Here is a 25,803-nt window from a genome sequence, read left to right as displayed (position 1 = left end):
TCGCGTGTCGCGAGACCTCGCGGCGAGCGCGCTGGAAGACACCGAGAGACCGACCGCCACGTTCTCCGCCGCCGACCGGGCGGCCGTCGAACCGGTCGCCGCGCTCGTCGCGGTAGTCGTCGTCGGTCTCGCCTTGGGGCTGTACGCCGGTGCGCTCGACGACGCCGCGCCCGATCGGTCCCGGCAGTCGGCGGACGCGGCGCTCGACCGCGCCGAGCGGGCGACGACCGTCGGCGGCGTCGTCGATCCCGATCGGCTGCGCCGGGTCGAAGTCCCGGGGACGGCGACCGCCGTCGAACTGGAGGCGAACGGCGAGCGCTGGCTGGCCGCGTCGGGACCGGACGCTCCGGGACCGCCGGGAGTTCGGTCGCCGGGGGCGGTCGCGGTCGCGGAGCGACGGGTGACGGTCCGGGTGGGTCCCGGGAGGAACGTCCGCGGAACGCTCCGGGCGGTGGTGTGGCGGTGACCAGCACCGTTCTCGACGTGACCGTGCTGCTGCTCTGCGTCTCCGCGAGCGTCGTCGCGCTCGGGGCGAGCGACGCCGGCGGTCCCGACGGCCCCGGCGCGAGCGATGCCGCAGACCGGCTCGTCACCGAGACCGCGACGGTGACGTACGCCGACGCCGACGCGCCGAACGGAACGCGACGCGTCCACGCGACCCGCGCGGAACTGCTCGCGCTGATCGCCGAGCGAGACGCGGAGGGCACGTTCGACCGCCGGGCCACCGAGGCCGTCCGCGCGGGTCTGGATCCGCGGACGCGGGTCGACGTGACGGTGGAGACGGACGAGGAGCGGGACGCCGGCGGCTCCCCAATGGTCTCGCTGCGTGACACGTCCCGCCCCGCGTGGGCCGAAGAGGGGTCGTACCCGCGCCCGATCGCCGACACCGCGGTGCCGGGATGGGCGGTCGGCGGGCAAACCTCGGGAGGGGGGTCAACCGATCGCTCGGACGCGGTCGCCGTCGGCCCCCGACCGCCGCGGAACGCGGACGTCACCCTCGCCGTCACCAGACAGCCGGTGCCGACCGACGTTGACCCGGAGGACGGAACACGGTCGTCCGAAAGCGTCGTTCGGATCGTCGTCCGGAGGTGGTAAGCGTGGGGAACCATCGCCGCGATCGGTCGCGCGGGCGACGCCCGCGGACGTTCGTCGTCGACGAGCGGGCGCGGGTTCCCTTCGCGCTCGTCGGCGTGCTGCTGCTCGTGACGAGTTCGGCGTACGCGGCCGGACTCGCCGATCAGGGGCTGGTCGGCGAGGACCGCCGCGTGGAACGCGCCGTCGAGCGGGTCGACGCCGACGCCACCGCGGCGCTCAGGAGCGCCGCCCGGGAGGCCGCCCACGACGCGGCGTCGGAGCCGGTGACGCGCGCGCCGAGCGGATCCGGACCGGCGTCCCGAGCGGTCCGCGAGAAGTCGGCCTTCGAGGACGCGTTCCGGATCCGACTCGCGCTCGCCGGAGCGGAAGCGCTGAACGCGGTCGAGAGGGAGGTCGGCGGGGTCGAAGCGAACGCGTCGCTGCCGGCGGAGTCGGCGGACGACCTCGTCGCCGCGCGGGAGCGGGTCCGGGTCGAATCGGTCGCGAACGGGACCGCGACGCGGGTGACCTTCGAGGGCGTCGTGACGACCGCAACCCGGAACGGCCGCGCCGTCGTGAACCGGACCCGACCGCGGACGGTCACGGTCGCCGTGCCAACGGTGGCCGCCCACGAGCGGACCGAGCGGTTCGAGACGCGCCTCGACCGCGGACCCGTCGAGGGCCCGGGGCTCGGTCGGCAGCTCACCGCGAGCCTCTACGCGATGGCGTGGGCGCGCGGATATGGCCAGTACGCCGGCGCACCCGTCGAGAACGTCGTCGCGAACCGCCACGTGGAGCTGTCGACGAACGCCGGGATCGTCCGCGTCCAGCGGGACGTGTTCGGTACCAGCGACCCAGACGCGCGCGGCGGCGTCGCCCGTGCGACCGCCCGGACGGGAGTCACTGATCTCCTGTCGCCGACCGGCGTCCACGAGGCCTCCTGGACCGACGCCGTCCTCGGCGCGCCGACGCCGACGAGTGGAGGCGACCGGAGGAGTGCGGCGTCCGGCGGGGACCGAGCCGCGAGCGAGGACGCGGCGTTCCGTCCGTCGGCGGACCCGACGAGCGAGACCGCGTCGGTCGAGGTCGGTCACGCGGCCGACCGCGCCGCGACCAGCGTTCACGACGACCTCGACGGGATCGTGCGGCGGAGCCACCGCGTCGAGGCGACCGCGGAGACGGAGACGACGCGGATTCGCGACGGGGGACACGTGACGCCGGCGCGCCCACATTCGCTTCTCGATGAGCCTTGGCGGCGGGTCGACGGGTCGCGGACGGAGCGAGTCCGCGTCGTGGACGGCAGCGGTCTCAACCCGGGGACCGACGGCGGACCGGTGTCGGCCGGCGAGTCGGTCTCGTTCGGGGACGCGACGCGGGAGGTCGTCGTCGAGCGGGCGGCGACGGCGACGTGGGAGCGGCGGATCGTCGAGCGCGGACCGAACGGGACGGTCCAAAGCGTGAGCGTCGACCGCACCGTGACGCGAGACGAGGCGACGGACCGATACCGCGTCCGGGTCTCGGTGACCGGAACGTACGCGCCGCGGGACGGCGCGCCCGACAGGCCGACGGCGACGTTCGGCGGCGGCCGCGATGTCGACGGGCCGGACCTTACCGACACCCCGGCGGCCGCGGCGGCGGAGCTGAACGTCGAGACGACCGGTGACGTCGACCGGTTCGCGCGCGACGCCGTCGAGGACGGGGACGAGACGCGGTCGACGGTCGTGTACGGAGAGCGATCGGACGCGGACCTCGACCGGATCGCGACCGATATCTCGTCGCTGTCGGAGCGCGTCCGCGACTTGGAGACCGAGGCGTCGATGACCGACGCCGCAATCGGTGAGTCGAGCCCGTATCGGGACCTCGCCGCGACCGTGCGCGAGCGGCGCGATACGCTCCGCGACGCGCCGTCGCGGTACGACGGGGCGGTCGACCGCGGACGGGTCGCCGCCCGCGACGCGTACCTCGACGCCGTGATCGAGGAGTTGCAGGCGGCTGCCGAGGATCGAAAAGAGGCGACTGACGGCGTCTTGGATCGGGTGAACGACGCGTTCGGCGGCCCGCCTGTCGGCGAAGTGATCGCCAGCCGCGAGGCCGCCCGCGACCCCGGGAGCTACGCCGTCGGCGACGGGGGGCCGGGCGGCGAGGTCACGTTCGCGCCGGAGGGATCGCCCGGGTACCTCCCGCGGACAGCGGTCGACGGCGAGCGCCTCGAGGGCGTCGACGGCACGACGACGCGACCGCTCGCGACGCGAAACGTGAACTACGTCACGCTCCCGTACAGCGACGTGTCCGGCGGCATCGCCGACCGGATCCTCGGCACCGACGACACGGTTCGCCTCGATGTCGCCGGACGGTCGCTCCTCGCCGCGGACGAGGCGCTCGCCGCGGCCGACGACGACGACCTGCGCGCGGATCGGCGGGCGCTCGCCGGACGGATCGACGGCTCGCTGCGGCGCGTCGACGACGCGCTGGCGGAGCGACTCGCGGACCGGACCGACCTCTCGCGTGAACAGCGGCAGAGCGCGTTGGAGCGTGCCGCCTCGGGATACGACTCGCTCGGCGACAGGGCGGTCGCTGTCGGCGAGGGCGAGTACCCGGACCGGGTCGCGAGCGAGGCGGCCCGAGTCGGGTCGCTGTCGAGGGCCGAACGGATCGGACTCGCGGCGCACCTCCGCGTGGAGACGCGGAGTGCGGCGGGACGCGACGCGGTCCGGATCCCCGCCCGATTCGTCGACGCGACCACGGCCGCGTCCCGGGAGATCCGGCGGGACGAGGTCGAGTCGGCGATCGAGGGCCGCGCGGAGTCGGCGATCGCGTCGGTTCCGAACGACCGGGTCCCGAAGCCCGTTCGGAGCGTCGGGGCGGGGCTGCCGGTCGCGCCGGTCCCCGGATACTGGGTGGCAACGGTCAACGCGTGGAACGTCGAGGTCCGGGGGGAGTATCCGCGGTTCGCGCTCCGAGCAGACGTCGGAACGCCGGGGCGTCCGTTCGAGTACGTCAGGGAATCCGGCGAGGTCCGTATCGACGTGGACGGCGAGTCGGTCGCGCTCGGCAGCACGGAACCGGTCGCGTTCGAGACGCGGACAGTCGTCGTCGTGGCGGTCCCCGCCGGGCCGCCGGGCGTCGGCGACGTCGACGGGACGCGCGAGGAAACGTCCGGCGGCTGGCCGTGTCCGGGGCCGCTGACCGCGTCGGCCGCCGCGACCGACGAGTGTGCGGGGAGGTGAACGTCGGAGCCGATCGGAAGGTCGGGACGCGGAACGGTCGGGACGCGTCCGACCGCAGGCGTTTTGAGACGCCGCGACGGAGTGAGACCATGTTCCACGAAGTCGTCGAGGGCGGGTCTGAGTTCGCCGCCGTCGACGCCGACGAGCCGGCGGCGGCGGATCTGCTCGACGCGTTCGAGGCGATGGTGACAGAGGCGGCGGCGAGCGTGGAAGTCGATCGACTCGTCGATGAGATCGGACTGACCGAGGCGGACGCGACCGCCGCCCGCGACGGCGGCGTCGGCGGGATGGCAGTCGAGGACGCCGCAGCCGTCCTCGCGGCGGCCGACGCGGCCCGCAACGCCGACGCGATGGTCGCGGAAGTCCGTGACCACCTGCTGATGGGGATGGCGACCGCCGTCCTCGACGTCGACGCGATCGCAGCGAAGATCGACGCCGACCTCACCGGCCAGGAGGTCCAGCAGGCGCTGGAGGGGCGGGCCCCGATGACGCTCGGACAGCTCGCGGAGATACTCGCGGTCATCGAACGGCGGAAGCGATGAGGGTCGTCGTCGTCGGCTGCGGCTACGTCGGGCTGGCGCTGGCGGAAGGGCTCGACGCTCGCGGCCACGCGGTGACCGGCGTCCGGCGGTCCGACGCCGGACTCGACGCGGTCTCTGCCGTCGGCCCCGACGTCGAGGCCGTGCGTGCGGACGCGACCGAGCCGGAGTCGCTGGAGGTGCTGCCGGACGCGGACGCCGTCGTCTTCGCGGCCAGCTCCGGCGGTCGCGGCGCGGACGCGGCGCGCGAGGTGTACGTCGACGGGCTGGCGAACGTCGTCGACGAGTACGGGTCGCGGGCGTCCCCGCCGGACAGGCTGGTGTACACGTCCTCGACCGGCGTGTACGGAGACCACGACGGCGGGTGGGTCGACGAGGAGACGCCGGTCGAACCCACCACGGAGAAGACGCGCGTCCTCGCCGAGGCCGAACGGATCGCGGCGGAGCGCGCGGCCGACGCGGGGATCGACGGGACGGTCGTTCGATTCGCGGGACTGTACGGGCCGGACCGGTACCGGCTGAAACGGTACGTGGAGGGACCGGTGACCGCCGGCTACCTGAACATGGTCCACCGCGACGACGCGGCGGGATCGATCCGGCACCTGTTAGAGACGGACCGCGCGCGCGACCGCGTCGTCCTCGTCGTCGACGACGAACCGGTCGATAAACACGCGTTCGCCGACTGGCTCGCGGACGCCTGCGGCGTGGCCCGCCCGGAGAAACTGTCGAAGGACGAACGGATCGCGGCCGGAGATCTCTCCGCCGCCGCGGAGCGCCGGATCCGGACGAGCAAGCGGTGTTCGAACGCGCTGCTCCGCGACCTCGGCTACGAGTTCGTCCATCCGACGTTCCGGTCTGGGTACCGGGAGGCAGTGCGCGCGTACCGGGCCGCGGCCGAGTAGCCCAAATCGGAGGAAAGGACCCGTATCAACACGAGACCGCCTGACTGCGTTCGATTCCGTCGGTCTCAGTCGGTCGGAACGGCAACGAAGCTTCATGTGTCGGGGACGAGTGGCTACAATCCATGCGACCGATGAGCGCGGCCGATGACGGACTCTCGCAGGCGCAAGCCGTGCTCCGGGAGAACCCGGAGATCGCCGTCGGCGTAGCGCTCGTCGCCCTGGTTACCGTCGCGGCCGTCGTCGTCGTACTCCGCGCGCGTCGGACGCCGGGCGTCAGGTTCCGACGGCTGTTGGCCGATCAGGAAGAGATCACGGTGCTGATGCACCCGAACCCGGACCCCGATGCGATGTCGGCGGCCGTCGGGGTGGCCTCCCTCGCCGACCAGGTCGACGTCGACGCGACCGTCCAGTACCCCGGCCAGATTCGTCACCAAGAGAATCGCGCGTTTCAGACCGTTCTCGACCTCGAACTGGAGCCGATCGAACACGTGAGCGACCTCGCGGCCGAGTCGGTCGTCTTAGTCGATCACAACGAGCCGCGGGGGTTCGCAGGGGCCGACGGCGTGTTGCCGATGGCGGTCGTCGACCACCACCCGGGAGACGGCGCGGGCGAGTCGTTCACCGACGTGCGGACCGACTACGGGGCGAGCGCGTCGGTCATCGCCGAGTACTTTCAGGACAACGACGCGGTCCCCGTGCCCCCCGACAAACACGCGAGCGAGACGGCGAGCAACCTGACGCTGTCGACCGACACCGCGACGGGACTGCTGTACGGAATATTAGCCGACACGAAACACCTCACCGTCGGGGCCAGCGAACCGGACTTCGCGGCGGCCGCGTACCTCTACCCCGGCGTCGACCAGGACCGGCTCGACCGGATCGCGAACCCCGCGGTCGACGCGGAGGTGCTGGAGGTGAAGGCACGGGCGATCGCGGGACGACGCGTCGAGGGATCGTTCGGAGTCGCCGACGTCGGCGGCGTCAACAACGTCGACGCGATCCCGCAGGCCGCGGACGAGCTGATCCAGCTGGAGGGGGTCAGCGCAGTCGTGGTGATCGGCGAACGGGACGGGACCGTTCACATCTCGGGGCGGTCGCGCGACGACAGGGTCCACATGGGCAACGCGATAGCGGCGGTCTTGGACGATGTCGACAACGGGAACGGCGGCGGACACTCCCGGATGGGTGGCGGAACGATCGAGCCGGAGATCGATCCCACGGGGGAGGGCGAGTCGACGACCGTCGACCGCGACGCGCTCGCCGACGGCCTGTTCCGGGCGATGGCCGGCGACGTGTGAGCGCGGATTTAAGTCTCGGGCCGCGGACGGTGAGCCATGAGCTTCGCTGACGCGGTCGACGGCGGCTGGCTGGCGCTCGTCGGCGTGGGGGGCGGCTACGCGCTCGCGGTCGGACTGGTGTTTCTCCTATTCTTCGTCGCGCCGTACCTGGCGGTCGCGGCGCTGTAGCGGCGCTATAGCGGAATCGTCACGACAACGGGGCGTCCAAAAGGCGGGCGACTCGGTCGCGGCGGCGACGCCGTCGGACTACCGAGGTCGATCAGACGAACGGTCGGACCCGATCAGGCGAACGCCAGCGAGTCGTCGGCGTTCGTCTCCTCGTCCTGCCGGAGCTTCTCGTGGGCTTCGAGGAAGTCGTCGAGCGTGACCTCCGTCCGGTCGTCGCGGATGGCGAACATCCCGGCTTCCGTACAGATCGCCTTGATGTCGGCCCCGGAGGCGTCGGGAGTCAGCTCGGCCAGTTCCGCGAAGTCGACCCCGTCGGCGAGGTTCATGTTTCGCGTGTGGATCTGGAAGATGATCTCGCGGCCCGCGGTCTCCGGCTTTGGCACCTCGATGAGGCGGTCGAAGCGGCCCGGCCGGAGGATGGCGGGGTCGAGCATGTCGAAGCGGTTGGTCGCGGCGATGATCCGGACCTCGCCGCGCTCGTCGAAGCCGTCCATCTCCGAGAGGAGCTGCATCATCGTCCGCTGGACCTCGGCGTCGCCGGAGGTCTTCGAGTCGGTCCGCTTCGAGGCGATCGCGTCGATCTCGTCGATGAAGAGGACGGCGGGCTGGTTCTCGCGGGCGACCTCGAACAGGTCGCGGACGAGCTTCGCGCCCTCGCCGATGAACTTGTGGACCAGCTCCGAGCCGGCCATCTTGATGAACGTCGCATCCGTCTCGTTGGCGACGGCCTTCGCGAGCATCGTTTTGCCCGTACCGGGCGGGCCGTACAGGAGCACGCCGCTCGGGGGCTGGATCCCGACATCCTCGAACATGTCGGGGTGTTCGAGGGGCATCTCGACCGTCTCGCGGACCTCCTGCATCTGGTCTTCGAGGCCGCCGATGTCGGCGTAGGTGACGTCCGGGGAGTGCTCGACCTGCATCACGCGGGCCCGGACGTCCGTCTCCTTCTCCAGCTTCTTGACCACCGACAGGGAGTTGTTGACCGCGACGCGGTCGTCGGGGTCGAGCTTCTCGCGCAGCTCGTCGGTGATCTCGGTGAGCGCCTCCTGATTGTTCCCGTGCTGTTTGATCACCGCGCCGTCGGGCGTTATCTCTTGGACTGTCGCCACGAACAGCGGAGACTGTTTCAGCTTCTTGTTCTCGTGGGTGAGCCGTTCGAGCTTCTGCTGGTACTTGTTGTTCTCCGCGTTGGCGTCGAGGAGCTTGTCGCGCATCTCCTCGTTCTGCGACTCGAGGACGTCGAGCCGCTCCTGTAAGGAGTCGATCTTCTCCTGTTTTGACGCCGAGCCCTCGTCGTAGGGCATGTCGACGTCATCGACCATGTCGCTCATTGTGTTTATGAAGGCGTCTCGCGGATAAGAGGCTTCGGGTGGGGGAACGACACCGCCCGTTTCGCCGGCCTCGACGGCGGACTGCGCCGGAGCGCACCACCGACGTGCCCGTGCGCCCCGGCGCGATAAATTCCCTGTAGTAATTAAAATGGATAGTAAATATTATCATACAGCATCCCAACGATCGAGACACGCATGAGCACGACCGATGCCGTCACCGCCGACGACGGGACCGCGGACCGCTGGGCCGCCGTTCGCGACCTGCCGCCGAGCGCGAAGTTAGTCGCGAAGGTCTTGGACTACAACGACACGCTCACCCAGAGCGAACTGGCGGAGGAGACGCTGCTCCCGCCGCGAACCGTTCGGTACGCGCTGTCGCGGCTCGAAGACGAGGGCGTCGTCGACTCCCGGTTCTCGTTCACCGACGCGCGCAAGCGGCTGTACTCGCTGGGCATCTGAGCGGCCGGACGTATCGAGTCGCCGACCGCTTATATCCGATACCGCGCCAGTCTCCCCGTGGTCTCGACTACCGCCGTCAAGCGCGCCCTGGCCGCGCTCGCGACGCGCACCGACACCGCGAAACAGCCGTACGCCGCCGTGATCGAGGAGGCAGACGCCGCGCGAACCGACCTGCGGCGCGCGGCGGGGTTCGTCGACGCCGTCGGTCTCGACCGGCTTGCGGACGCGGTCGACGCCGCCGAGCGCGCGGGCGACGACGACGCCGTCGACCGGGGCCGAGAGGCGCTCGACGCGTACCGAGCGTTTCGTCGGGCCGCCGCGAAGGGAACCGGCGACGGAAGGACCACGGTCGGGGGCGACGGCGACCACTTCCGCTCCGGCCCCGGAATCCCTAAGCCGGACACCGGCCAACACGCGGACAGATGACACGGGTGATTCACACCGGCGACACCCACATCGGGTACTCGCAGTACCACTCGCCGGTCAGACGCCAGGACTTCCTCGACGCGTTCGAGGCCGTGGTCGACGACGCGGTCGACGACGGCGTCGACGCCGTCGTCCACGCGGGCGACCTCTTCCACGACCGCCGCCCCGAACTCCGCGACCTGATGGGGACCATCTCCGTCCTCCGCCGGCTCGACGACGCCGGGATCCCCTTCCTCGCGGTCGTCGGCAACCACGAGTCGACGCGGGGCGGACAGTGGCTCGACCTCTTCGAGCGGCTGGGGCTCGCCACCCGGCTCGGCGACGAGCCGGTCGTCGTGGGCGACACCGCCTTCTACGGGCTCGACCACGTCCCGGTCTCGCGGCGCGACGACCTAGACTACGCGTTCGCCGACCACGACGCCGAGTACGCCGCCCTCGTCGCGCACGGTCTCTTCGAGCCGTTCGGCTACGCCGACTGGGACACCGAGACCGTCCTGACCGAGAGCGACGTCGCGTTCGACGCCATGCTGCTCGGCGACAACCACACGCCCGACACCGCCGAGGTCGCCGACACGTGGGTCACGTACCCCGGGTCGACAGAGCGCGCGAGCGCGAGCGAGCGCGAGGGGCGCGGCTACAACCTCGTCACCTTCGACGCCGACGCCGCGGGCGGCGACGACCGGGTCGAGATCCGGCGTCGCGCGCTCGACACGCGCCCGTTCGTCTTCGTCGAGGTCGAGCTCCGCGAGGGGGAAGGCGAGTCCCGAGTCCGCGAGCGCGTGCGGGAGTACGACCTCACGGACGCGGTCGTCCACGTCGAGATCACCGGTGAGGGCGAGCCGGTAACGCCGGCGGCAGTCGAGGAGTTCGCGACCGAGGAGGGAGCCCTCGTCCCGCGTGTCGCGGACCGCCGCGACGTCGAGACCGACGGCGAGGTTGACGTGAGCTTCGCGGACCCCGAGGACGCCGTCCGCGAGCGCCTCGACGAGATGTCGCTCTCGACCGTCGCGCGCGACGTCGAATCGGCGGTGCGCTCGGACACCGTCCCCGACGCCAACGTCCGCGGGACGGTGAAACGCAGGGTCGAGGAGCGCCTCGACGAGGAGGAGGAACTCGGTGCGTTCGACCCCGCCGGGTCGGATTCGGAGCCGGTCGACTCGGAGGCGGAGACCGTCGGTTCGGACGCTGAAACCGGCGATTCCGACGACGGCGACACCGACGATTCCGACAATAATGGTGAACCGGAAGCCGGGTCCGACCCCGAGGAACCCGCGGACGACGGGGCGGCGTCGACCGACGGACAGGTCTCCATGGAGGACTACCTGTGAAGTTCGACCGCGTCCGTCTCGTGAACTTCAAGCCGTACGGCGACGCAGACCTGCGGCTGACCGAGGGCGTCACCGTCGTCCACGGACTCAACGGCAGCGGGAAGTCCTCGCTGCTCGAAGCCTGCTTCTTCGCGCTGTACGGGTCGAAGGCGCTCGACGGCACCCTCGGAGATGTCATCACGAACGGCGAGGAGGAGACCGAGGTCGAACTGTGGTTCACCCACGACGGCGTCTCCTACCGCGTCGAGCGACGGCTCAAGTCCTACGACGGTCGGATCGACCACCAGTGTACGCTCGAAGCGACCGACGGGAGCGACGTGACTCGCGACGGGGCGCGGGCGGTCCGCGAGTTCGTCACGGAGCTGTTGCGGATGGACGCCGAGGCGTTCGTCAACTGCGCGTACGTCCGGCAGGGGGAGGTGAACAAGCTCATCAACGCCACCCCGCGAGAGCGACAGGACACGATCGACGACCTGCTCCAACTGGGGAAGCTAGAGGAGTACCGCGAGCGCGCCGGCGACGCCCGCCTCGGCGTCGAAGACGTACTCAGCGCAAAGCGGGCCGTTCTCGAGGATAGGGAGCAAAAGATCCGAGAAAAGGAGGATCAAGATCTCCACGAGCAGCTCAACGGGCTCAAGACCGAACTGACGGAGCTGGACGAGCAGGTCGAAAACTACGAGGCTCAACGCGAGAAGGCCGAGACGACCCGCGACGAGGCGGCAGAGACACTGGCGGCGTACGAGGAGAAACGCGAGGCCCTCGATGAAGTTGAGGCGGAGGTCAAGGAGCTGGAGACCGAGATCCGCGAGGCCGAGCGGGAGCGCGACGAACTCCGTTCGGAAGCACAGGAGGCGCGTGAACGGATCGAAGAACTCCGCGGCGAGATCAGCGACCGGCTCGCCGATGCCGGACTCGACGCTGCCACGGCGGACACGGTCGCCGAACGGCGAGAGGAGCTCGACATCCGCGAGGACGACCTCCAAGGCGATCTGAGCGACGTCCGCGTTGAGGCCGAGGGGTTCCGCAAGCAGGCGGAGAACCTCGCAGAGAAGGCCGAGGACCTCACAGAGCGCGCCGACGAGGCCGAGAAGCGCGCCGACGAACTGGAGGCGACGGCCGACGACGCGGAGACTGAGGCCGACGAGCGCGAGGCGAGCCTCACCGACTTACAGACAGAGGCGGACGAACTCCGGGAGCGGTTCGACGACGCCGATGTCGACCGCGGTGAGGCCGCCGACCGGCGCGACGATCTCCGCGAGGAGCGCGGCGAGGTCCGCGAGCGGATCGCGGAGCTGGAGGCGGAGCTGAAGAACGCCCGTGAGCGCGTCGCCGAGGCCGAAGAGCTCCTCGACGCGGGGAAGTGTCCCGAATGCGGTCAGCCGGTCGAGGACTCGCCGCACGCGCACCGGATCGAGGAGGACCGCGAGCGGGTCACGGAACTCGAGGACGGGCTCGAAGCGGCCCGCGAGCGCGAGGGCGATCTCGAAGGCCGGATCGAGGTGCTCGACCCGATGGTCGAGGCCGAGGAACGGCTCGCGGAGATCGACGACGCGGCCGAGATGCTGGAAGAGCGGGCCGCGGAGAAGCGCGAGGAGGCCGAGGCCAGACGCGACGAAGCAGAAGCGAAGCGCGACGAGGCGGAGCAGCTCCGCGAGAAGGCGGCGGAAACCCGCGAAGTTGCCGAAGCAAAGCGCGGGGAGGCGGCTGACACGGACGAACGCGTCGCGGAGTTAGAGGACGCGCTCGACGAGGTCGAGACCGCGCGCAAACGCGTCGACGCCATCGAGGAACGGCTGGAGGCGATCGACGAGCTGGAGGACCGGACCGAGCGGGTCCGCGAGAAGCGCGAGAACGTCGCGGACCTCAACGACGAGCGGCGGGAGCGGCTCGCCGACAAGCGGGAGCGCCGAGACGAACTACGCGAGGCGGTCGACGAGGACACCGTCGAGACGGCCCGCGAGGAGAAGCAGAAAGCGGAGGACTACATCGAGAAGGTCACCGAAGAGCTTGATCGACTTGCCGACCAGCGCGACGAACTCGTCGGGAGTATCCAGAGTACTCGCACCAAGATTGAGGCGCTGGAAGAGCTCCGGGCGGAGCGTGACAGGTTCACCGAGAGGGTCGAGGCGCTCGAAGCCCTCCACGACGAGACGAACGGGCTAGAGTCGATGTACGGCGACCTGCGCGCGGAGCTTCGCCAGCGCAACGTCAGCGAGTTAGAACGCACCCTGAACGAGACGTTCGAACTGGTGTACGGCAACGACGCCTACTCGCACATCGAGCTCGACGGCGAGTACGTCCTCACCGTCTACCAGAAGGACGGCGAGCCACTCGACCCGGAGCAGCTCTCGGGCGGCGAGCGCGCCCTGTTCAACCTCTCGCTGCGCTGTGCGATCTACCGGCTGCTCTCGGAGGGCATCGAGGGGGCGGCACCGACGCCGCCGCTCATCCTCGACGAGCCGACCGTCTTCCTCGACTCCGGTCACGTCTCGCGGCTCGTCCGGCTCGTCGAGGAGATGCGGGGCTTCGGCGTGGCGCAGATCATCATCGTGAGCCACGACGACGAGCTAGTGGGCGCGGCCGACGAACTGGTCACCGTCGAGAAGGATCCCCGCTCGAATCGCTCGACCGTCCGTCGGGAGGACGCGGGGGAACTCGGCGTCGTGGAACTCACCGACGACTGAGCGTGGCGCGTACTCGACCGGTCGGCGGAGTGCGCCGCGGTCTGACTCGAAACGGAGCGGGGACGCGCTACTCGTCGTCCGAGTCGACGGCGTCGTCACACTGCTCGCGGTCGTCGCGCTCGCCACCCGCTTCGGCCCGCAACAGGGCCAACGCCTCGACCGCGACCGCGGTCGCCTCGTAGCCGCGCCGGCCCGCGACTTCGGTCTCGCCGACCAGCCCGGCCGCACGGAACTCGGTGAGCGCGCCGTGGAGGTCGGACTCGCACATGTCAGCCGCGTCGAGGAGGTCGACCGCGGCGATCGGCCCCTCGTCGACGATCACCGCGAGCAGGCCGAGCGACCGGTCGTTGCGGACCGCTCCGAGCGTCTGCCGGACCGGCTCGGGAACGCCCGACGCGGCGGTCGCGAGCGGCGACTCGCCCTCGACGACTCGAAGATCGTCGTTGTCGACGTACCGCTCCGCGCCGGTGGCCGGGTCCCGCACGCGGCTCGACTCGGCGGAGCGTTTCACGAGGAGGTACGTCTCGCCGTCGTCGTCGCGAACCGTCTGCATGGCTGAACGGGCGTGGTCGTCGGACATTACGCTTCCGGGGAGGCAGGCTCTGGGTCGGCGCCCGTGCGGTCGTCGTCGTCGGTAGCGGTCTCGTCGTCGGGGTCGGCGTCGCTATCCACGTCCGCCTTTTCGCCGGAGCCGGACTCGCCGGAGTCCGCGTCTCCGTCCCGGGCTCGGCTCCACGAGCGGTACGTCTGGTACGTCCGGACGCCGGCCAAGAGGCCGGCGACGATCAGGGCGGGGCCGAGCCGGGACCAACCCTCGAAGAACCACACCATCGGGCCGAGCGCGACGAGGAGGACGGCGGCGTTGGCGTAGATGACGGCGACGACGAACGCGCGGAGCGTACCGGAGTCGACATCCCTCGCGCCCTCGAAGTCCCCGGCGTCGTCGAACGTCTTCACCGACGGGGCCTCGGGGATGTCGGGCGTCATCTTCCGCTCGGCGTCGGAGCTCTCGCCGACGGAGATCTCGCCCTCGTCGTCCTCGTCGAGGCTGAACACGCCCGAGGCTACGACGTGCCGGGAGAAAGGGGTTCCGCCCGGATGCGACCGTCAGACCGCGTCGGCGAGCCGCACTGTTCGGCTCGCCTCAACCCACGCGAGAGGGTTCGTCGCGTCGAATATCACCACGTTCCCGTCGTCCTCGTACACCTCCACCTCGTCGTCGACCGCGTCGAGATCGGCCGGGCGAGCCGCCTGAGATTCGGAACGTGGGTCCGAAGACATAGACCTTGGTAAGCCGTCACACATTAAATGCCTTTCCGTGGCGGGAGACCTCGCCGGACCCGAAAGCCGAGTTTTTTAGCCGGGTGACGCCGAAGCACGGGTATGACTCAGTCGGGGCTGTCGGACTTCTCGTCGACCGGGGCGGCGGACGACGGGGCGGACGACGGCACGCAGACAGAACGGGAGGACCTGGCCGCACAGGAGGCGGCCGTCGTCGCCGGCGGCGGGCGAGGGCGCGTCAGCGACGTCGTCGACGTCGACGAGGCGAAGTTTCCGGAGTCGACGGGGACCGTCGAGCTGATGATCACCCAGATCGACTACGCCGTCGAAGGGTACGGCAGCGACGAATACCCGGTCGTCCACGTGTTCGGCCGGCGGCCCGCGGAGAACACCGACGGGGACGCCGAACGCGACGCCGTCGAACACCTCCGCGTGCTCGGCGTGGAGCCGTACTTCTACGTCCCGACCGCCGACCTCGATCGCGACCCGGTCGAGGAGTACGACGTGGTGATCGGGACGCGAGAGGAGGACCCCGACGGCGAGCCGTACGAGAGCATCCGCGGCGAGCCGCTCACTCGGATCGTCACACGTACGCCCCGCGACGTGGGGAACATCCGCGACGACTTCCGGACGACGTTCGAGGCGGACATCCTCTTCCCGAATCGCTTTCTGATCGACAACGGGATCAACGGCGGGATCCGGGTCGAGGAGCGGCGGCTCGACGACGGCGAGGGGACGATCCAGGTCCATCAGGGCCACCTCGAACCCGCCGACGTCGACGCCGACCTCCGCGTGAACACCTTCGACATCGAGGTAGACGACCGCCGCGGCTTCCCCGAGGACGGCGAGGAGCCGATCATCTGTCTCACCAGCCACGATTCCTACGACGACGAGTACGTCGTCTGGCTGTACGACGCCCCCGAGGCCGAGGTGCCGTCCCCCGAGGACCTCCCCGACTACGAGGGGATCGTCGACGGCGAGGACGGCGACGAGGCGCTGGACTTCGAGGTCCGCACCTTCGAGGAGGAGGCCGCGATGCTCGACGCGTTCGTCGCGTACATCGACGAGACGGACCCCGACGTGCTGACCGGGTGGAACTTCGAAGACTTCGACGCGCCGTACGTCCTCGACCGGCTGGAGGTGCTCGACGACGGGAGCCAGTACGACCTCTCCGTCGACCGGCTCTCCCGGATCGGCGAGGTGTGGCGCTCCGGCTGGGGCGGCCCGGACATCAAGGGGAGAGTCGTCTTCGACCTGCTGTACGCCTACAAGCGCACGATGTTCACCGAACTGGAGTCGTACCGGCTCGACGCGGTCGGCGAGCGCGAACTCGGCGTCGGCAAGGAGCGATACACGGGCGACATCGGCGACCTCTGGGAGCAGGACCCCGAACGACTCTTGGAGTACAGCATCCGCGACGTGGAACTGTGCGTCGAGATCGACCGGACGCAGGACGTGATCGCCTTCTGGGACGACGCCCGGAAGATCGTCGGCTGTAAGCTGGAGGACGCGACGACGCCGGGCGACGCGGTCGACATGTACGTGCTCCACATGGCCTACGGGAACTTCGCGCTCCCCTCGAAGGGGCAACAGGAGGCCGAGGAGTTCGAGGGCGGCGCAGTGTTCGAGCCGATCTCCGGCGTCCGCGAGATGGTGAGCGTGCTCGACTTAAAGAGCCTCTACCCGATGTCGATGGTGACGATCAACGCGTCGCCGGAGACGAAGGTCGACCCCGAGGAGTACGACGGCGAGACGTACCGGACCCCGACGGGCGTCCACTTCCGGAAGGAGCCCGACGGGATCATCCGGGAGATGGTGAACGAACTGCTCGACGAACGCGAGGAGAAGAAGGCGCTCCGGAACGAACACGATCCGGGGACCGAGGCGTACGAGCAGTACGACCGTCAGCAGGGAGCTGTCAAGGTTTTGATGAACAGTTTATACGGCGTTTTCGGATGGGATCGATTCCGCCTGTACGACCGTGAAATGAGCGCTGGCGTCACTTCTACCAACCGCGAGGTGATCGCCTTCACCGCCGACGTGACCGGCGAACTTGACCGAAAAGTTACATATGGAGATACCGACAGCGTCATGCTTTCTCTCGGAGATTTATCGAAAGAAAACGCGATCGAGACCTCCTTCGAGATAGCGGACCACATCAACGACCGCTACGACGACTTCGCGCGCGAGGAACTGAACGCCGACTCACACCGCTTCGAGATCGAGTTCGAGAAGCTCTACCGACGCTTCTTCCAGGCGGGCAAGAAGAAGCGGTACGCCGGCCACATCGTCTGGAAGGAGGGGAAAGACGTCGACGACATCGACATCACGGGGTTCGAGTACAAGCGGTCGGACATCGCGGGCATCACAAAGGAGGTCCAGCAGAACGTCATCGAGACGATCGTCACGGGCGACGACATCGACGAGGACATGGAGGAGGTGAAGTCGTATCTCGTGGACGTGATCGCGGAGGTGCTCGACGGGGAGATAAGCGTCGAGGAGATCGGGATCCCGGGCGGGATCGGCAAGAAGCTCGACGCCTACGAGACGCCGACCGCACAGGTCCGCGGGGCGAAGTACGCCAACCTCATGCTGGGGACGAACTTCGGGAGCGGGTCGAAGCCGAAGCGACTGTACATCAAGAAGGTACACCCCGACTTCTGGGCGCGGATGGAAGAGGAAGTCGGTCTCGACCCGCAGCGCGACCGCCTGTACGGGGAGTTCAAACGTGATCCCGACGTGATCTGCTTCGAGTACGCCGACCAGGTCCCCGAGGAGTTCGAGGTCGACTGGGAGAAGATGCTCGACAAGACGCTGAAAGGCCCGATAGAGCGCGTGATAGAGGCGCTCGGCATGTCGTGGGAGGAGGTCAAGACGGGCCAAGAACAGACCGGACTCGGCTCGTTCATGTGACCGTGGACGAGCGAGAACGCCGTCTATCGAAAGCAGTTTTCGATCGTTAGAAAATTTCTTGGTCGATATGCGAGTTTTGACGGGGAGATGCGTAACCATTAACCCCCTCAACTCCTACTGTTAGGGTACGAGGCACGAGAATACATATGGCTACTCTCGAAATCAACGATCTTCACGCACGAGTGGCGGAAGAGGGCGGCGAACGCATCCTTCTCGGGGTCGACCTGACCGTCGAGTCCGGCGACATCCACGCGCTGATGGGGCCGAACGGGTCGGGGAAGTCGACGCTCGCGAAGGTGATCGCCGGCCACCCGGCGTACGAGGTCACCGGCGGCGAGATCCTGCTCCACCTCAGCGAGGAGGACGTCGCGGACATCGACGCCGACCTCGACGACGAGGACTACCACTGGGAACTCTTAGACCTAGAACCGAACGAGCGCGCCGCGCTCGGCATCTTCCTCGGCTTCCAGTACCCCGCCGAGATCGAGGGCGTCACCATGACGAACTTCCTCCGACAGGCGCTCAACGCGAAGGCGGACGAACGCGAGGAGCTGTTCGAAGACGAGGACGAAGCGGAGGCGGAGGCCGACGAGGAGGACGACGAGGGGTACGATACCTCGCCCATGGAGGGTGCCGCCGACGAGGGCGAGATCGGCGTCGCCGAGTTCCAAGAGATCCTCTCGGAGAAGATGGAGCTGCTCGACATGGACGAGAAGTTCATGCAGCGCTACCTCAACGCCGGCTTCTCCGGGGGCGAGAAGAAGCAGAACGAGGTCCTCCAGGCCGCAATGTTAGAGCCGAGCGTCGCCGTGCTCGACGAGATCGACTCCGGGCTGGACATCGACCGCCTAGAGGACGTCTCGAAGGGGATCAACGCGCTCCGCGACGAGCAGGGCACGGGCATCCTCCAGATCACGCACTACCAGCGCGTCCTCGACTACGTCGAGCCGGACCACGTTCACGTAATGTTAGACGGCGAGGTCGTCAAGAGCGGCGGCGCGGATCTCGCGGAGAAGCTCGAAGACGAGGGATACGACTGGGTCCGCGAGGAAGTCTTCGAGGCGGCGTAACCGAATGTGGGCACGCGACACACCTAAACGCGGAAAACAGTAACAATACACCATGAGTTCACAACAGGACGACCTACAAGAGACGGACACCGAGGCCCGCTTCGAGTTCAAAAAGGAGGAGAAGTCCGCCTTCCAGACCGAGAAGGGCCTCACCGAGGAGACGGTCCGCGTCATCTCGGAGGACAAGGACGAACCGGAGTGGATGTTGGAGCGCCGCCTGCGCGCGCTCGAACAGTTCCAAGAGATGCCGATGCCGACCGACTGGCCCGGCCAGCCGGACCTCTCGGAGATCGACATCGACGAGATTGTTCCGTACATCCGTCCCGACATCGATGTCCGCGGCGGCGCGGAAAACTGGGAGGACCTCCCCGAGGAGATTCAGGACACGTTCGACAAGCTCGGCATTCCGGAGGCCGAGAAGAACGCGCTCTCGGGCGTCGGCGCGCAGTACGAGTCCGAGATCGTCTACCAGAACATGCAAGAACAGTGGGAAGAAAAGGGCGTCATCTTCTGTGACATGGACAAGGCCGTCCGTGACCACGAGGAGATCGTCCGCGAGCACTTCATGACGAAGTGCGTTCCCCCGAGCGACAACAAGTTCGCCGCGCTTCACGGCGCGATCTGGTCCGGCGGCTCGTTCGTCTACATCCCGGAGGACACCACCGTTGAGATGCCGATTCAGGCGTACTTCCGGATGAACAGCGAGGGGATGGGCCAGTTCGAACACACGCTCATCATCGCCGAGGAGGGCTCCGAGGTCCACTACATCGAGGGCTGTTCGGCTCCGAAGTACTCGGCCTTTAACCTCCACTCCGGCGGCGTCGAAGTGTTCGTCGGCGAGGACGCCCACGTCCAGTACTCGACCGTCCAGAACTGGTCGAAGAACACGTACAACCTGAACACGAAACGCGCCATCGCCGAGAAGGGCGGGCGCATGGAGTGGATCTCCGGCTCGATGGGGTCGAAGGCGACGATGCTGTACCCGTCGACGATCCTGAAGGGCCGCGGCGCGTCCGACAACCACATCACCATCGCGATGGCCGGCGAGGGGCAGGACATCGACACCGGCGCAAAGGTGTACCACAACGCGCCGAACACGAAGTCCACCGTGGAGTCGAAGTCGATCGCGAAGGACGGCGGCCGCACGAACTACCGCGGCCTTGTCCACATCGCGGACGGTGCCGAGAACTCCTCGACGGCCGTCGAGTGCGACGCGCTGATGTTCGACAACGAGTCGACGTCGGACACGATGCCGTACATGGAGATCAACGAGTCGAAGGTCGACGTCGCCCACGAGGCGACCGTCGGCAAGATCGGCGACGAGGACATCTTCTACCTCCAGTCACGCGGTCTCGACGACGACGACGCGAAACAGATGATCGTCTCGGGGTTCATCGAGCCGATCACGGAGGAGCTGCCGATCGAGTACGCCGTCGAGCTGAACCGGCTCGTCGAGCTTGAGATGGAGGGTTCGCTCGGATAACATGAGCACGCAAGCAATCGAGAGCCTCTCGGAGGACACGGTACGACGCATCGCCGACGAACGCGACGAGCCCGAGTGGCTCTTAGAGACCCGTCTGGACGCGCTCACCGCGCTGGAGACGGCGGAGCTGCCGGACGTCATCCAGACGCCCGGCCGCCGCTGGACCGACCTGGAGGCGCTGGACTTCGAGGCGCTCGTCGACCCGCTGAATCAGGCGGACACGACCGAACGGACCGCGGGAGACGACGAGGCCGTCGTCCTCCCCTTTACCGAGGCGCTCGCCGAGTACGGCGACGTCATCGAGGCGAACTTCGGCTCCGTCCTCGACCCCGACCACAACTACCTCACGGCGCTTTCGGTCGCGCTCTTTACCACCGGCACGTTCGTCTACGTCCCCGAGGGCGTCGACGTCGAGGACGTGACGGTGCGCGCGGAGATGAACTCCCGCTCGCTGTTCAGCCAGACGCTCGTCGTCGCCGAGGAGTCGTCGTCGGTGACGATCCTCGAATCGATCGAGACGGGTGAAAGCGAGGTCGGCGACGACCGGTACTTCTCGAACCTCGTCGAGGTCGTCGCGGGCGAGAACGCGAACGTCCAGTTCGGCTCGCTCCAGAACCTCGACACCGACTCGTACACCTACTCGCTGAAGCGCGGCGTGACCGACACGTACGCGACGGTCGACTGGATCGAGAGCAACTTCGGCTCGAAGCTCACTCGCTCCGATATCGAGACCGAACTCAACGGCGACGGCTCCGAGAGCCAGATCGTCGGGACCTTCTTCGGCACCGACGACCAGCACTTCGACATCAACGCCCGCGTCTGGCACCAGGCGGAACAGACGACCGCGGACTTGGTGACGCGCGGCGTGCTCGACGACGTCGCCCGCTCGGTGTACGAGGGCGTTCAAGACGTCGGCGAGGACGCGTGGAACACCTCCAGCTACCAGCGCGAGAACACGCTGATGCTGTCGGACGACGCCGAGGCGGACGCGTCGCCGAAGCTGATCATCCACAACCACGACACCGAGGCCTCGCACTCGGCGACGGTCGGACAGGTCGACGCCGAGGACCTGTTCTACTTGGAGAGCCGCTCGATCGACTCGCGGACGGCCCGGAACATGCTCGTCGAGGGCTTCTTCGTGCCCGTGTTAGAGGAGATCGCGGTCGACGAGTTCCGCGACGACGTCGAGGAACTGGTCGTCGAGCGTCTCCAGTAGGCTGTCGGAATCATTCGATCCCGGACTCGGTTTTTCCAACGCGTTCGCGGCCCGCGAGGGGAATCGCTTAAGACCGGCGACGCCCGAGACGGAGATATGCGAACCCGCGTATCGCACCGTCTCGGGTGGTCGCGGTGAGCGTGAGCCAACGGGTCACCTCGGACGACCAGCTCGCGCGACTGCTCCAGATCGGAATCGTCCTCGAAGAGGTCGTCGAAGCGCGAACGCACCGTCACTACCAGCAGTTGGACGCCGAACTCGACGCGGAGGTGGAGGCGCTGCTCGCGGACGCGGCCGAGGAGTCGGCCGACCACCGCGAGCGGCTGGAGGCCCTCATCGAGGGGCTCGGCGTGGAGAGCGTCCCGTTCGGCGAGATCGAGTCGCTGGTCGACGCCCGCTACGGGCGGACGCGACCGGAGGACTTCGACGACGTGTTGTACGACCAGCTGTGTAACGAGGAGACGGCCTACAAGTTCTACGACGACCTCATCGAGGCGATCGAAGGGTCCGACGTGGCGTTCTCGATCGACCGCGAGGAGCTGCTCGCGACCCTGACGGCGATCCGCGACGACGAGGCCGAGGGAGTGCGCGAGGTCACGGAGGTCATGGAACGACGATGAACCGGGCAGACGAGTCGCCGACGAGCGACGGAGGACAGCCGTGAACACCGCAGATCAGTACCTCAAGACGATATACGTCGTACAGGACAGCGAAGACGGCCCCGCGTCGACCGGGTCGATAGCCGACGCGCTCGGCGTCAGCCCGGCCAGCGCCAACGAGATGATCGGCAAGCTCGAAGAGCGCGGGCTCGCGGAACACGAGAAGTACAAGGGCGTCAAGCTCACCGACGACGGCATCGTGCGGGCCAGAAAGGCTCTTCAGACCTACTGTATCATCGAGCGATTCCTCGCGAACGTCCTCGCGGTCGAGGACTTCCAGGCGGAGGCCCGCGAGCTTGAGGCGGTCATCGACGACACGGTCGCGGAGCGGCTCGACACGATCATCGATCGCCAGCCGGAGTGCCCGGACTGTTTCGACCCGGAGACCGACGCCTGCGCGTGTCTGGAGATCGCACCGACGCCAGTCGAACCGGAGCAGCAGTAGCGACGGCCGAAGCGGGCTTTTTGGTACTCAGACGCCGGTCGAGTACCGCAGAATGCCGGCGATACCACCGAAGGCGTCGAGCAGCTGTTCGCCCTTCTCGAAGTCCGTCGAAATAAATTTTGTGTCCGTCCCGCGCTGCTCGGCGATAGCCATCAGGTGTTCGATGACGTCTTCGCGCTCGTCGACCTCGGCCGCCTCACCGCACTCCGCGCACTCGTGGTCCGGCGTCGAGTGTCGCGAGTCGATCACCTCGTACTCCTCGTGACCGTTGGGGCACTCGTAGACGACGACGTCGGAGCGGAGGTCCTCGGAGATGAGCAGTCGGTCGACCGAGCCCATGATCAGGTTCCGGCGGGTCTGTTCGAACCCGTAGGTCGCCTCCTCGCCGGTGTTGAGGTTCTCGAAGAACGTCTCCATGTTCCGTTTGTCCTCGACGATCTCCTGGTCGGCGAGCACCTCGCTGGCGTTGTCGACGAGGTCCTTCAGGCCCGACTCGTCGGTGTACGCGACGTCGAACTTGCCGAGGACCTTGTCCTGAAGCTCGTGGTGGAGGTAGTCGCCGTCGAGGAACTCGTCTTTCGTCGGCGACGGGCCGCCGACGAGGATGCCGTCGAGCTCGTGGCGCTTGTCGACGAACAGGTCGTCGGCCATCCCCGCGACCTCCTGATAGAAGTTGTCGATGGCTTCTAAGCGCAGGCGGGCGAACCGCTGTGCGGACTGTCCTCCTTTCCGCTGTTTGCCGGGGACGAGCGAGGAGGCGGACTTGACCGGCTCGACGCGTTTCCCCTTCAGCCAGCCGACGTTCGCCTCGCGGCGGTCCAAGACGATGAGCCCGAAGAGCCCGGTGTCTTCGAGCATGTGTTCGAGCGGCTCGGTGAGGAACGCGGAGTCGCAGTGGTACCGGAACGACTCCACCGGTTGCGGGGGGGACTCCAGCGTCCGGGTGACCATGTCGGTCTGGCCGCCGCCGGCGTCGATCGCGCCCGAGAAGATCACGAGCCCGTTCTCCGGCGGGTAGGTGTCGTAGTAGCGCAGCCGGTCCTTGATCGAGGTGAGCGCGTCTTGGACGGCGGTCCGCGTCTGTTTCGACTTGATGTTCGACGCCTCGCTGTGCTCTTGGGTGACGTGGGCCACCACGTCGGAGACCTGCCGGTCGTCGGGGACGTAGATGGTGACGAGCTGGGTGCCGGAGCCCTCGAAGTCCCTGAGCTCCTCGATGACCTTGCGGAACTCGTACTTCCGGCGGTCCTCGTTCGCCTCCTGTGCGTCGCTACTCATTGGTTCGAATACGGTCGCGTGCGTGTAAGTAAGCTTTGACCTGTCGATACGGCCGGAAACATCCGTCTCGGTCGGGTCCAGCGGTGGTTCGCTCAGAGCGGGACGACGGGCGCTCGCGTCTCTCGGCCCGGCCTACATCGACTCCGGCGCTTCGACGCCCAGCACGTCGAGCGCGTTCGCCATCGTGTGTTTCGCGGCCGCGACGACCGCGAGGCGGGCGGCGCGCAGGTCGTCGGTCTCGGCGGTGACGACCGGGCACTCGCGGTAGAACGCGTTGTACGCGTCGGCGAACTCGCGCGTGAACGTCGCGATCGTGTGGGGTTCGAGGTCGTCCGCGGCGGCCTCGATCGCCGCCGGGAACCGCGCGACCTCACGGAGGAGGTCGCGGGCCGCGTCGGTTTCGAGGTCGCTCGCGTCCACGTCGAGGGCGGCGGCGTCGACCGCGCCGTCGGCGTCCGCCGTCACGCCCGGCACGTCGACCCCGGCGGCCGCGGCCTCGCTCAGGATGCCCGCACAGCGGGCGTGGACGTACTGGACGAACGGGGCCGACTGCGCCTCGAAGTCGAGCGCGTCCTCCCACTCGAAGGTGATCGCCTTCGCGGGCTGTTTCGAGACGATGTCGTACCGGACCGCGCCGATCCCGACCTGATGGGCGATGAGCTCGACGTCTTCCTCGGAGAGGTCGTCGTCGCGGATGCGGTCGTCCATCCGGGACTCGACGGCGTCGCGGGCGCGGTCGATCGCCTCGTCGAGGAGGTCGTCGAGCATCACGCCGGTCCCCTTCCGGGTGGACATCTTCCCGTCGGGGAGGTTGACGTACGAGTAGATGACGTTGCCGAGGCGGTCGGTGTCGTTGCCGAGCAGTTCGAGCGTCGCGTCCAGCTGGTCGGCCTGGAGCTTGTGGTCCTCGCCGAGGACGGTGACGGCGCGGTCGTAGTTCGCGAACTTCCACTCGTGGTGGGCCAGATCGCGGGTGGTATAGAGGCTCGTCCCGTCCGACCGGAGGAAGACGAGGTTCTTGTCGATCCCCCAGTCGTCGAGTTCGAGCTGCCAGGCGTCCTCCTCGTAGACGGCCTGATCGGTCTCCTTGAGCCTATCCGCGATATCGTCCGTCGAGCCGTCGCGCATGAACCGAGTCTCCTTGACGAACTCGTCGAACTCGGCGGGCAGGCGGGCGAGACACGCCTTCATGCCGCCGAGGACGGTGTCGACGACCTCGCCGACGCGCTCGTAGGTCTCCTCGTCGCCGGATTCGAGCCCCTGAAGGATCGACTGGATCTCCCCTTCGGCCGCCTCGACGGCGTCCTCGTCAGCCTCGTCCAAGAAGGCGTTCCCCTTCCGGTAGTAGCGCACGAGGTCGTACTCAGCGCGGTCGCGGGCGGGTTCGCTCTCCAAGTCCGACTCGTCGAACCGTTCGTAGGCCCACGTGAACACCGCCATCTGTCGGCCGGCGTCGTTGACGTAGTAGTGGCGGTCGACGTCGTAGCCGGCGTACTCAAGGAGGTTCGCGACCGCGTCGCCGACGATTGGGTTACGCGCGCGGCCGACGTGGACCGGGCCGGTCGGGTTCGCGCTGGTGTGCTCGACCACCACGGAGGTCTCCTTGTCGGGGAGCGCGCCGTAGTCGGCGTCGGGGGCGGCCGCGTCGAGCGTGTCGGCGAGGTAGCGCTCGTTCGCGTGGAAGTTGACGTACGGGCCGGCGGTGTCGACCGACTCGACGTAGTCGGTCCCCGAGACGTCGACGGCCTCGGCGACCGTCTCCGCGACGTTCGGCGGCGCGTCGCCGACCTCGCCCGCGAGTCGGAAGGCGACGCTGGAGGCGAGCGTCGCGTCCATCTCCTCCGGCGGGCGTTCGATGCCGAGGTCGTCGGTCGGGAGGTCGAGCGAGGCGAGGGCGTCCGCCATCGCCGTCTCAACCTCCGACCGGAACTGCCTGAACATACCGTCCGTTCGACGGGCGGGTTAAAAGGCCCTTCCGAAGCGGCTCGGCACGGAACGACGGGGCAACGCGAGAACGACCAC

23 protein-coding genes are annotated in these 25,803 nt (G+C 68.3%); 17 read left to right on the top strand and 6 right to left on the bottom strand.

Going from position 1 to position 25,803, the window contains the following annotated elements; genetic code table 11:
* Positions 1 to 4 precede the first annotated feature (4 nt).
* From QOL69_RS10055 to QOL69_RS10025, 7 genes are all read left to right on the top strand, one after another.
* Complete coding sequence (locus QOL69_RS10055; RefSeq protein WP_283403041.1) at positions 5 to 466, top strand: DUF7285 family protein; 462 nt, start codon at positions 5 to 7, stop codon at positions 464 to 466.
* A complete protein-coding gene (locus tag QOL69_RS10050) occupies positions 457 to 1,095 on the top strand; it encodes a DUF7284 family protein (RefSeq protein ID WP_283403040.1) in 639 nt (212 codons plus the stop codon). Before QOL69_RS10055 ends, QOL69_RS10050 begins: the two co-directional genes overlap by 10 nt.
* Positions 1,089 to 4,301 carry a DUF7286 family protein gene (locus QOL69_RS10045; protein WP_283403039.1) on the top strand — a complete coding sequence of 1,071 codons (3,213 nt, stop codon included), beginning with the start codon at positions 1,089 to 1,091 and terminating at the stop codon, positions 4,299 to 4,301. Before QOL69_RS10050 ends, QOL69_RS10045 begins: the two co-directional genes overlap by 7 nt.
* A gap of 89 nt (positions 4,302 to 4,390) precedes the next feature.
* Complete coding sequence (locus tag QOL69_RS10040) at positions 4,391 to 4,843, top strand: DUF5791 family protein (protein ID WP_283403038.1); 453 nt, start codon at positions 4,391 to 4,393, stop codon at positions 4,841 to 4,843.
* The gene (locus QOL69_RS10035; RefSeq protein ID WP_283403037.1) at positions 4,840 to 5,742 is read left to right on the top strand and encodes an NAD-dependent epimerase/dehydratase family protein; all 903 of its coding nucleotides are present in this window, start codon (positions 4,840 to 4,842) and stop codon (positions 5,740 to 5,742) included. The genes QOL69_RS10040 and QOL69_RS10035 overlap by 4 nt, the downstream gene beginning before the upstream one ends.
* 122 nt (positions 5,743 to 5,864) lie before the next feature.
* On the top strand, positions 5,865 to 7,040 hold the full coding sequence (locus tag QOL69_RS10030) for a DHH family phosphoesterase (protein ID WP_283403036.1): 1,176 nt from the start codon (positions 5,865 to 5,867) through the stop codon (positions 7,038 to 7,040).
* 36 nt (positions 7,041 to 7,076) lie between these two features.
* Positions 7,077 to 7,208, top strand: a complete 132-nt coding sequence (locus QOL69_RS10025) for a hypothetical protein (RefSeq protein WP_255331280.1) — start codon at positions 7,077 to 7,079, stop codon at positions 7,206 to 7,208.
* 113 nt (positions 7,209 to 7,321) lie between these two features.
* Here QOL69_RS10025 and QOL69_RS10020 read toward each other — a convergent pair whose 3' ends face one another.
* Positions 7,322 to 8,539 (bottom strand): proteasome-activating nucleotidase Pan1, encoded by a 1,218-nt coding sequence (locus QOL69_RS10020; protein ID WP_048077194.1) that lies wholly within the window; start codon positions 8,537 to 8,539, stop codon positions 7,322 to 7,324.
* A 195-nt stretch (positions 8,540 to 8,734) separates the two neighbouring features.
* On the opposite strand from QOL69_RS10020, the gene QOL69_RS10015 reads away from it, so the two are divergent.
* Genes QOL69_RS10015 through rad50 form a run of 4 tightly spaced genes read left to right on the top strand, consistent with a single transcriptional unit; the run spans position 8,735 to position 13,436 of the window.
* Positions 8,735 to 8,998 (top strand): helix-turn-helix domain-containing protein, encoded by a 264-nt coding sequence (locus QOL69_RS10015; protein WP_048077193.1) that lies wholly within the window; start codon positions 8,735 to 8,737, stop codon positions 8,996 to 8,998.
* A 57-nt stretch (positions 8,999 to 9,055) separates the two neighbouring features.
* A complete protein-coding gene (locus tag QOL69_RS10010; RefSeq protein WP_283403035.1) occupies positions 9,056 to 9,424 on the top strand; it encodes a DUF7966 family protein in 369 nt (122 codons plus the stop codon).
* Positions 9,421 to 10,752 carry a DNA double-strand break repair protein Mre11 gene (gene mre11, locus QOL69_RS10005; protein WP_283403034.1) on the top strand — a complete coding sequence of 444 codons (1,332 nt, stop codon included), beginning with the start codon at positions 9,421 to 9,423 and terminating at the stop codon, positions 10,750 to 10,752. Before QOL69_RS10010 ends, mre11 begins: the two co-directional genes overlap by 4 nt.
* A complete protein-coding gene (rad50, locus tag QOL69_RS10000; protein WP_283403033.1) occupies positions 10,749 to 13,436 on the top strand; it encodes a DNA double-strand break repair ATPase Rad50 in 2,688 nt (895 codons plus the stop codon). Before mre11 ends, rad50 begins: the two co-directional genes overlap by 4 nt.
* Positions 13,437 to 13,503: 67 nt before the next feature.
* Here rad50 and QOL69_RS09995 read toward each other — a convergent pair whose 3' ends face one another.
* Genes QOL69_RS09995 through QOL69_RS09985 form a run of 3 tightly spaced genes read right to left on the bottom strand, consistent with a single transcriptional unit; the run spans position 13,504 to position 14,717 of the window.
* Positions 13,504 to 13,989, bottom strand: a complete 486-nt coding sequence (locus tag QOL69_RS09995) for a DUF7346 family protein (protein ID WP_283403032.1) — start codon at positions 13,987 to 13,989, stop codon at positions 13,504 to 13,506.
* A gap of 26 nt (positions 13,990 to 14,015) precedes the next feature.
* Positions 14,016 to 14,492, bottom strand: a complete 477-nt coding sequence (locus QOL69_RS09990) for a DUF7322 domain-containing protein (RefSeq protein ID WP_283403031.1) — start codon at positions 14,490 to 14,492, stop codon at positions 14,016 to 14,018.
* A gap of 51 nt (positions 14,493 to 14,543) precedes the next feature.
* Positions 14,544 to 14,717, bottom strand: coding sequence for a DUF7331 family protein (locus QOL69_RS09985; RefSeq protein WP_195155752.1), 174 nt, complete (start codon positions 14,715 to 14,717; stop codon positions 14,544 to 14,546).
* Positions 14,718 to 14,819: 102 nt separating this feature from the next.
* On the opposite strand from QOL69_RS09985, the gene QOL69_RS09980 reads away from it, so the two are divergent.
* The 6 genes from QOL69_RS09980 to QOL69_RS09955 all read left to right on the top strand — a co-directional run bounded on the left by QOL69_RS09980 (position 14,820) and on the right by QOL69_RS09955 (position 22,503).
* Positions 14,820 to 17,630, top strand: coding sequence for a DNA-directed DNA polymerase (locus QOL69_RS09980; RefSeq protein ID WP_283403030.1), 2,811 nt, complete (start codon positions 14,820 to 14,822; stop codon positions 17,628 to 17,630).
* A 146-nt stretch (positions 17,631 to 17,776) separates the two neighbouring features.
* A complete protein-coding gene (locus QOL69_RS09975) occupies positions 17,777 to 18,700 on the top strand; it encodes an ABC transporter ATP-binding protein (RefSeq protein WP_283403029.1) in 924 nt (307 codons plus the stop codon).
* A 52-nt stretch (positions 18,701 to 18,752) separates the two neighbouring features.
* Positions 18,753 to 20,183, top strand: a complete 1,431-nt coding sequence (gene sufB / locus QOL69_RS09970) for a Fe-S cluster assembly protein SufB (RefSeq protein ID WP_283403028.1) — start codon at positions 18,753 to 18,755, stop codon at positions 20,181 to 20,183.
* Between the two features lies 1 nt (position 20,184).
* Positions 20,185 to 21,399, top strand: a complete 1,215-nt coding sequence (gene sufD / locus QOL69_RS09965; RefSeq protein ID WP_283403027.1) for a Fe-S cluster assembly protein SufD — start codon at positions 20,185 to 20,187, stop codon at positions 21,397 to 21,399.
* A gap of 134 nt (positions 21,400 to 21,533) precedes the next feature.
* Positions 21,534 to 22,019: a rubrerythrin gene (locus QOL69_RS09960; protein ID WP_048077207.1), complete on the top strand. Its 486-nt coding sequence runs from the start codon at positions 21,534 to 21,536 to the stop codon at positions 22,017 to 22,019.
* 40 nt (positions 22,020 to 22,059) lie between these two features.
* Positions 22,060 to 22,503, top strand: a complete 444-nt coding sequence (locus QOL69_RS09955; protein ID WP_048077186.1) for a metal-dependent transcriptional regulator — start codon at positions 22,060 to 22,062, stop codon at positions 22,501 to 22,503.
* A gap of 27 nt (positions 22,504 to 22,530) precedes the next feature.
* Here the strand turns inward: QOL69_RS09955 and prf1 are convergent, their stop codons facing one another.
* Together prf1 and argS are read right to left on the bottom strand one after the other, a co-directional pair.
* Positions 22,531 to 23,781: a peptide chain release factor aRF-1 gene (prf1, locus tag QOL69_RS09950; protein ID WP_048077185.1), complete on the bottom strand. Its 1,251-nt coding sequence runs from the start codon at positions 23,779 to 23,781 to the stop codon at positions 22,531 to 22,533.
* A 132-nt stretch (positions 23,782 to 23,913) separates the two neighbouring features.
* Positions 23,914 to 25,722 carry an arginine--tRNA ligase gene (gene argS / locus QOL69_RS09945; protein WP_283403026.1) on the bottom strand — a complete coding sequence of 603 codons (1,809 nt, stop codon included), beginning with the start codon at positions 25,720 to 25,722 and terminating at the stop codon, positions 23,914 to 23,916.
* Between the last annotated feature and the right edge of the window lie 81 nt (positions 25,723 to 25,803).

Source organism: Halorubrum sp. DM2 (assembly GCF_901686465.1).
GTDB lineage: Archaea > Halobacteriota > Halobacteria > Halobacteriales > Haloferacaceae > Halorubrum.
Note: the sequence above shows the minus strand (reverse complement) of the source record. Positions and strands in the feature narration are given on the sequence as shown.